The 8,301-nt window shown below is 73.1% G+C and carries 7 protein-coding genes; 6 read left to right on the top strand and 1 reads right to left on the bottom strand.

Translation table 11 applies throughout. From position 1 onward, the window contains the following. Both KV557_RS40945 and ftsY read left to right on the top strand, forming a co-directional pair. The coding region (locus KV557_RS40945) for an AAA family ATPase (RefSeq protein WP_218207163.1) at nt 1–1,093 on the top strand (1,093 nt) is incomplete at its 5' end. Between the two features lie 70 nt (nt 1,094–1,163). Next, nucleotides 1,164–2,372, top strand: coding sequence for a signal recognition particle-docking protein FtsY (gene ftsY, locus KV557_RS40940; protein ID WP_218207161.1), 1,209 nt, complete (start codon nt 1,164–1,166; stop codon nt 2,370–2,372). A gap of 97 nt (nt 2,373–2,469) precedes the next feature. Here the strand turns inward: ftsY and KV557_RS40935 are convergent, their stop codons facing one another. Further along, nucleotides 2,470–3,141: a bifunctional DNA primase/polymerase gene (locus KV557_RS40935; RefSeq protein ID WP_218207160.1), complete on the bottom strand. Its 672-nt coding sequence runs from the start codon at nt 3,139–3,141 to the stop codon at nt 2,470–2,472. 602 nt (nt 3,142–3,743) lie between these two features. Between KV557_RS40935 and nsdA the strand changes: the two genes are divergently transcribed. The 4 genes from nsdA to KV557_RS40915 all read left to right on the top strand — a co-directional run. Then, nucleotides 3,744–5,198, top strand: a complete 1,455-nt coding sequence (gene nsdA / locus KV557_RS40930; protein WP_218207159.1) for a transcriptional repressor NsdA — start codon at nt 3,744–3,746, stop codon at nt 5,196–5,198. Between the two features lie 289 nt (nt 5,199–5,487). Next, nucleotides 5,488–6,864, top strand: a complete 1,377-nt coding sequence (locus tag KV557_RS40925) for an ammonium transporter (protein ID WP_218207158.1) — start codon at nt 5,488–5,490, stop codon at nt 6,862–6,864. Beyond that, the gene (locus KV557_RS40920) at nt 6,864–7,202 is read left to right on the top strand and encodes a P-II family nitrogen regulator (protein ID WP_218207157.1); all 339 of its coding nucleotides are present in this window, start codon (nt 6,864–6,866) and stop codon (nt 7,200–7,202) included. Before KV557_RS40925 ends, KV557_RS40920 begins: the two co-directional genes overlap by 1 nt. A 151-nt stretch (nt 7,203–7,353) precedes the next feature. After that, nucleotides 7,354–8,301, top strand: a 948-nt coding sequence (locus tag KV557_RS40915; RefSeq protein ID WP_218207156.1) for a nucleotidyltransferase domain-containing protein, incomplete at its 3' end; no start/stop codon positions are given.

Here is an 8,301-nt window from a genome sequence, read left to right as displayed (position 1 = left end):
GCACGACGCCGGGGTGGCGAACGCCGTCGCGGCGGGTGCCCGGCAGCTGCTGGCCTGCCTGGAGGTGTCGCTGGCCCGCGCGGACGCGGGGCGGGCCGCCGTCGAACAGGCGCGCACCGGGCGCGAGACCGAGCTCCGGGCCCACCGCGAGCAGGGCCGCGGCCTCAAGGAGGAGCTGGACAAGCTGGTCGACGCCGGCCACCGCGACGAGGTGCTGCGGGCGGAGAAGCGGCTACGGATCGAGCAGTTGGAGGCCCGCGCGCTGGAGGAGTTCGGCATCGACGGCGGCGAGCTGCTCGCCTCGTACGGGCCGGACCAGCTCGTCCCGCCGTCGTCCGGGACGTCGGGCGCCGAGGTCGCCGGGGAGGACGAGCCGGAGCCGGGCGAGCCGTACCCGTACGACCGGGCCGAGCAGGAGAAGCGGCTCCGCGCGGCCGAGCGGGCGTACCAGCAGCTCGGCAAGGTCAACCCGCTGGCGCTGGAGGAGTTCGCCGCGCTGGAAGAACGCCACCGGTTCCTCGGCGAGCAGCTGGACGACCTCAAGCGCAGCCGGCGCGACCTGCTGGACATCGTCCGGGACGTGGACGAGCGGGTCGAGCAGCTGTTCACTTCGGCGTACCACGACACCGCCGCCCAGTTCGAGGGCGTCTTCGCCCGGCTCTTCCCGGGCGGGGAGGGCCGGCTGGTGCTGACCGACCCGGACAACATGCTCACCACCGGCGTCGAGGTGGAGGCCCGTCCGCCGGGCAAGAAGGTCAAGCGGCTGTCGCTGCTGTCCGGCGGCGAGCGCTCGCTGACCGCGGTGGCGCTGCTGGTGGCGATCTTCAAGGCGCGGCCCAGCCCGTTCTACGTGATGGACGAGGTGGAGGCGGCGCTGGACGAGACCAACCTGCGCCGGCTGATCGCGATCATGGAGGAGCTGCGGGAGAGCTCCCAGCTGATCGTGATCACCCACCAGAAGCTGACCATGGAGTCGGCCGACGCCCTCTACGGCGTGACCATGCAGGGCGACGGCATCTCCCAGGTGATCAGCCAGCGCCTGCGCGAAGAGCACCGCGAGCGCCCACGGGCGGTCCGTACCGCATCGGTTTGAGGTCCGTACCGCATCGGTCCGGCTCGGGTGCGGTCCTTCCGGGGTCCGGTCACGGATACTGGGGACCGTTATGGAATACGTGATTCTTGCCGTAGTCATCGCCGTGATCGTCATCGGTGCGATCGCAGGCCTCGTCGTTTCCGGCAGACGACGCCAGCAACTGCCCCCCAAGTCGCAGGCGCCGGTCATCACGGCGCCCCCGACCACCCCGCGCGAGCCCCAGGTCGGCGAGGAGGCCGCGCCGCCGACCGAGGAGCCCCGGCGCACCATCGAGGAGGTGGCGCTCCCCGAGGCCCCCGAGGCCGAGGTCGTCGAGGCCGCCGAGGCCGAGGCGGCTCCGGCCATCGAGGTCCCCGAGCCCACCGCCGGCCGGCTGGTCCGGCTGCGCTCCCGGCTCTCCCGCTCGCAGAACTCGCTCGGCAAGGGCCTGCTCTCGCTGCTCTCCCGCGAGCACCTGGACGAGGACACCTGGGAGGAGATCGAGGACACCCTGCTCACCGCCGACGTTGGCGTCGCTCCCACCCAGGAGCTGGTCGAGCGGCTGCGCACCCGGGTGAAGGTGCTCGGCACCCGCACGCCCGACGATCTGCGCGGGCTGCTGCGCGAGGAACTGGTCGACCTGATCGGCAAGGACGCCGACCGCACCGTCCACTCCACCAAGCACGAGGAGGGCCCGGCCGTGGTCCTGGTCGTCGGCGTCAACGGCGTCGGCAAGACCACCACCACCGGCAAGCTGGCCCGCGTCCTGGTCGCCGACGGCCGCAAGGTGGTGCTCGGCGCGGCCGACACCTTCCGTGCCGCCGCCGCGGACCAGCTGCAGACCTGGGGCGAGCGGGTCGGCGCGCGGACCGTGCGCGGCCCGGAGAGTGGCGACCCGGCGTCGGTCGCGTTCGACGCGGTCAAGGAGGGCATCGCCGAGGGCGCCGACACCGTTCTGGTGGACACCGCCGGCCGGCTGCACACCAAGACCGGCCTGATGGACGAGCTGGGCAAGGTCAAGCGGGTCGTCGAGAAGCACGGCCCGGTGGACGAGGTGCTGCTGGTGCTGGACGCCACCACCGGTCAGAACGGGCTGGTCCAGGCCCGGGTGTTCGCCGAGGTGGTCGACATCACGGGCATCGTGCTGACCAAGCTGGACGGCACCGCCAAGGGCGGCATCGTCGTCGCGGTCCAGCGCGAGCTGGGTGTGCCGGTCAAGCTGATCGGTCTCGGCGAGGGTGCGGACGACCTGGCACCGTTCGAGCCGGGTGCGTTCGTGGACGCGCTGATCGGGGACTGAGTCGCCCGACGTCCGAAGGGTCCGCTCCGCGAGGGGCGGGCCCTTTTGCGTGCCGCCGCCCCGAGCCGAAGGGCGCGCCCGGAGGCGAGCGGGCGAGTTACGAGGCGATCCAGGCCGGTTCGGCGGTGCGCTCGCGGCCGCGGTGGCAGGCGTAGGCGAGGGTGCCGAGCAGCAGTCGGGCCTCGGGCGGGCAGCCGGCGTTGTCGCGGGTGGGGCGGCGCAGCCAGCGGACCGGGCCGAGGCCGGCGAGCACGGTGGGCGGGGCGGCGACGTAGCTGCCCTCACCGTGGCAGGTCAGGTCCAGCGCGGCGTCGTCCCAGCCCATCCGGTACAGCAGGTCGGGCAGGCGGCGGGCGGTGCCGGCGGCGACCAGGAAGTGCAGCCGGCCGGTGGGCGCGGCCAGCACCGGGCCGACCTGGGTGCCCATCCGCTCCAGCCGGACCAGCGCCTGGAGGCCGGCCTGCTCGGGGACGTCCAGGACGTCGAACGCGCGGCCGGTGGGGAACAGGACGGAGCTCTCGGCGTCGGCGGTGCGGGCCGCGCCCTCGACGCCGGGCACCGGGTGCAGACCGGGTGCGGCGCAGCGGGCGGAGCCGCAGGGGCACGGGGCGGTGCCGGCGTCGGTCTGATCGCCGACGGAGACCGCCCAGCCCCAGCGGCCGGTGTACTCCGCTGCGGCCTGGGACGCGGTGACCTTGGTGCGGCGGCGCGCGCCCAGCGGTGCGAGCCGCAGGTGCCCCAGTCGAAGTTCGCCGAACAGGTTGTCCATGCCTCCCCCAACAGGTTCTCGTTGCCGATGGTTACGGGATGGTGACTTTGTGTTGATTGTCCGCTGCGTGGTGCGTTGTGCGGATGCGGCGCGCAGCGCGTGGCGTGCGCCTTTTGTGGTGGTGCGCCTCGGGCGCCGCCTTGTGGCGGCTGTGCGGATGCCGGATCGTCGTGTGCGCGAGGCGGCCGTCGGGCGGACGGACGGCAAACTCGCCGGTGGCTGCGGTGGATTGCCGGGCTGCCGGGGTTGCGCGGGGACTTGGCTGCCCGCATATGCCGGACCGCCGGGACTATCCAGTGAAGCGTGTGCCCCCTTGCTTCGGTTCACTCCTGGGGGTGGCGAAAGGTGGCGTTTCGCCAGGGGCGCTCCCACGGGCCCCGCGCGGGGCATTACGTTCAGCACACGGACGTCGCCGGGGAGTCAGCTCCGGGCCGTCGGGGCACGGGAGTTGAGGGAACTGACACCCCGTCCGCGGCCCTGGCACACCAGTGCGACAAGCAGCATGACAGCACCACAGGCACGGCACGTCTGGCAAGAGCCCGCAACCGTCGGGCGGTCACGATCGGGGCCCCGCAGGGGCCGGGCGGGATGGGGACGTTCCCATGGCAGAGAAGCAACCCAATGAGAAGCTGACCACGTGGTTCGCCCGCAGCGGCTGGTCCAAGGGGGAGTTGGCCCGCCAGGTCAACCGCCGGGCCCGGCAGATCGGCGCCCACCACGTCTCCACCGACACCTCCCGCGTGCGCCGCTGGCTCGACGGTGAGCAGCCCCGCGAGCCGATCCCCAAGATCATGTCGGAGCTCTTCTCCGAGCGCTTCGGCTCGGTCGTCTCCATCGAGGACCTCGGGCTGCGCGCCGCGATCCCGGTCTCCACCGTCGGCGGCGGCGTCGACCTGCCGTGGAGCGCGCCGCAGACCGTCCAGCTGATCAGTGACTACTCCCGCAGTGACCTGATGCTCAACCGGCGGGGCTTCCTCGGCACCTCGCTCGCCCTGACCGCGGGCGCCGCGCTGATCGAGCCGATGCAGCGCTGGCTCGCCCCCGGCCCGAACGGCACCCCCACCCCGATCCTGACCGCGGCCAACGGCGGCGAGGCGTTCACCGGCCGGCTCTCCGAGCCCGAGCTCGAACTGCTGGAGCAGACCACGGTCATGTTCCGCCAGTGGGACGCGCAGAACGGCGGTGGGCTGCGCCGCAAGGCCGTCGTCGGCCAGTTGCACGAGGTCACCGACCTGCTGCAGGAGACGTACCACGAGCACACCACCAAGCGGCTGTTCCGCCTCACCGCCGAGCTCGCGCACCTGGCCGGGTGGATGTCGTACGACGTCGGCATGCACCCGAGCGCGCAGAAGTACTACGTGCTGGCGCTGCACGCCGCCAAGGAGGCCGGCGACCGCCCGTTCGGCGCGCTGATCCTCACCGACATGAGCCGCCAGATGATCCACCTCAACCGCGGCGAGGACGCCCTGGAGCTGATCCACCTCGCGCAGTACGGCAGCCGCGACACCGCCACCCCGCGCCAGCAGGCCCTGCTGTACGCGATGGAGGCGCGCGCGTACGCCACCATCGGCGAGGTGAACCGCTGCGCCCGGGCGGTGCGGCTGGCCGAGGACACCTTCACCGACATCCGCGAGGGGGACGGGGAGCCGGACTGGCTGAAGTTCTTCTCCCCGGCCGAGTTGAACGCCGAGAACGCGCACTCCTTCCGCGACCTCGCCTACCACTCGGACAACTCCGAGCTGTACGCCTCGATGTCCGCGCCGGTGATGGAGCGCGCCGTGGACCTGTTCCGCCAGGACGGCGACCACGTCCGCTCGTACGCCTTCAACCTGATCGGCATGGCCAGCGTGCATCTGCTGCAGAAGGAGGCGGAGCAGGCCGCGGTGATGGCCGAGCAGGCGGTGGACATCGCCACCAAGGTCCGCTCGGAGCGGCTGAACTCGCGGGTGCGCAAGACCACGGAGGCCGCGGCGGCCCGGTTCAAGGGCGTGGACGCGGTCAGCCGGCTGAAGGAGAGGGTCGTCCAGGACATCCCGGAGTACGTCTCGGTGGTGTGAGCCCCCCGGGCCCGTGACCCCCACCGACCGTGACGGCCGCCGCCGCCACGGTCGGTGGCTTTTCCGGCACCGGCCGTGGCGTGCGGCGGCACGGTAGCCCATTCGGCGCCGCGGCGGGGCCGTGGTTCACGCAGGCGTAACCCGCGCGTCGCACGCGTCACGGCTGTGAAACAACCGGTCGCACTGGCCGAAACCAGCCTTCGGCACTCTCCTCTTCATCGCCGACACCCCGGGTGGCACGGGACAGGTACCCGGGTGGTGGAGCGGCTTTCACGCAGAGGAGACGCCGATGCCGGACGGCTTCAGCGCGGGCGACACCGCCTTCGTGCTCATCAGTGCGGCCCTGGTCATGGTGATGACCCCGGGCCTGGCCTTCTTCTACGGGGGCATGGTCAGGGCCAAGAGCACACTGAACATGCTGGCGATGAGCTTCCTCTCGCTCGGCATCGTCAGCGTGCTCTGGGTCCTCTACGGGTACACGCTCAGCTTCGGGCCCGACGCCGGCGCCGGTCTGATCGGCAACCTCGACTTCCTCGGGATGCGCGGCATCGGCCTGAACGACCTGACCGGCACGATCCCGGTCACCGCCTTCTCCGCGTTCCAGCTGATGTTCGCCATCATCACCCCGGCGCTGATCAGCGGCGCCATCGCGGACCGCGCCAAGTTCTCCGCCTGGGGCCTGTTCGTCGCGCTGTGGGTGACCGTCGTCTACTTCCCGGTCGCGCACTGGGTGTTCTTCACCGACGGCGGCAAGGGCGGCTGGCTGGGCGACCGCAACGGCGTGATCGACTTCGCCGGCGGGACGGCCGTGCACATCAACGCCGGCGTGGCGGGCCTCGCGCTCTGCCTGGTGCTGGGCAAGCGGGTCGGCTTCAAGAAGGACCCGATGCGCCCGCACAGCCTGCCGCTGGTGATGCTCGGCTCCGGCCTGCTGTGGTTCGGCTGGTTCGGCTTCAACGCGGGCTCGGCGCTGGCCGCCAACGGCGTCGCCGCGATGGCCCTGGTCAACACCCAGGTCGCGACCGGCGCCGCGCTGGTCGGCTGGCTGATCTTCGAGAAGCTGAAGCACGGCGCGTTCACCACCCTGGGCGCCGCCTCCGGCGCGGTGGCCGGCCTGGTCGCCATCACCCCGGCCTGCGGCTCGGTCAGCCCGCTCGGCGCGGTGGCGATCGGCCTGATCGCGGGCGCGGTCTGCGCCGCCGCCGTCTCCCTCAAGTACCGGTTCGGCTTCGACGACTCGCTCGACGTGGTGGGCGTCCACGCGGTCGGCGGCGCGATCGGCTCGCTGCTGATCGGCCTGTTCGCCACCGGCGGGGTCGGCCAGACCGCCAAGGGCCTCTTCTACGGCGGCGGGCTGGACCAGCTCGGCAAGCAGGCGATGGGCGTGGCCGTGGTCGCGGTGTACTCCTTCGTCCTGTCCTGGCTGCTGGCCAAGGCGATCGACAAGACGGTCGGCTTCCGGGTCGCCGAGGAGGTCGAGGTGGCCGGCATCGACCAGGCCGAACACGCCGAGTCCGCCTACGATTTCAGCGCCGTGGGCGCGGGCCTGGCCCGGGCCGTCCTGGCTCCGGCCGCGGCTTCCGCGACCGCCGGGTCCGCTGCCACCAATCCCGCTGTCACCCAGACCGCCGAGAAGACCGCCGAGAAGACCGAGGTCGACGCCTGATGAAGCTCATCACCGCCGTGATCAAGCCGCACCGCCTGGACGACGTGAAGGCCGCCCTGCAGGCCTTCGGGGTGCACGGGCTGACCGTCACCGAGGCCAGCGGCTACGGCCGCCAGCGCGGCCACACCGAGGTCTACCGCGGCGCCGAGTACACCGTGGACCTGGTACCCAAGATCAGGATCGAGGTCCTGGTCGAGGACGACGACGCCGACCAGCTGATCGACGTCCTGGTGAAGGCCGCCCGGACCGGCAAGATCGGCGACGGCAAGGTGTGGAGCATCCCGGTCGACACGGCCGTGCGGGTCCGCACCGGCGAGCGCGGTCCGGACGCGCTCTGATTCCCACTCGGATGACATCGATGTGACGCACCGCGGGCGGGCCCGCGATCCCCAGGGGTCGCGGGTCCGCCGGCGGCGTATCGGCGCCCGGCCGCCCACCCGCGGCCCGTCGGTGCCACCCCGCTCAACCGCACGACGGACGGGACCCCGCATGACCACCGAGACCAGTCCTTCCGACTACAGCGCCGCCCGGGCCGCGCTGCTCGCGGCCCCCAGGCCCGGCGGCCGCGACCGCCGCACCGCGCTCGCCGACCTCACCGACGACTGGCTGGAGGGCCTGCTCACGGCCGCCGGCGCCCCCGCCGGGGTCGCCCTGGTCGCCGTCGGCGGCTACGGGCGCGGCGAACTGTCCCCGCGCAGCGACCTCGACGTCCTGCTGCTGCACGCCGGCCCGCTCGACCGGGCCCTGCCCGAGCGGATCTGGTACCCCGTGTGGGACGCGGGCACCGCGCTCGACCACTCGGTACGCACCGTCGCCGAGGCGCGGGCGGTCGCCGCCGCCGACCTCAAGGCCCAGCTCGGCCTCCTGGACGCCCGCCACATCGCCGGGGACCAGTCGCTCACCGCCGCCCTGCGCTCCGCCGTCCTCGCCGACTGGCGCGCGAGCGCCCCCGCGCGGCTGCCCGAACTGCGCGAACTCGGCCGGGAGCGGGCCGAGCGGCACGGCGAGCTGTCCTTCCTGCTGGAGCCCGACCTCAAGGAGGCCCGCGGCGGCCTGCGCGACGTCGTCGCGCTCAACGCCGTCGCCGCGACCTGGCTCGCCGACGCCCCCCGGGACGGGCTCGACGCCGCGGCGCTGCGCCTCGCCGACGTCCGCGACGCACTGCACCTGGCCACCGGCCGGGCCACCGAGCGGCTCAGCCTCCAGGACCAGGACCAGGTCGCCGAGCGGCTCGGCGTGCTGGACGCGGACGCCCTGCTGCGTCAGGTCTACGAGGCCGCCCGGACCGTCGCCTACGCGAGCGACGTCACCTGGCGGGCGGTGGACCGGGTGCTCGCCGCCCGGGCCGGCCGGGGCCGCCGGGTGGCCCGGCTGGCCTTCCCGTTCACCGGCGCCGGGCGCGGCGCGGGCGCGGTCGCCCGCGGCGCGGTCGAGCGC

The sequence above is a fragment of the Kitasatospora aureofaciens genome (assembly GCF_019192735.1).
Taxonomy (GTDB): domain Bacteria; phylum Actinomycetota; class Actinomycetes; order Streptomycetales; family Streptomycetaceae; genus Kitasatospora; species Kitasatospora aureofaciens_A.
Note: the sequence above shows the minus strand (reverse complement) of the source record. Positions and strands in the feature narration are given on the sequence as shown.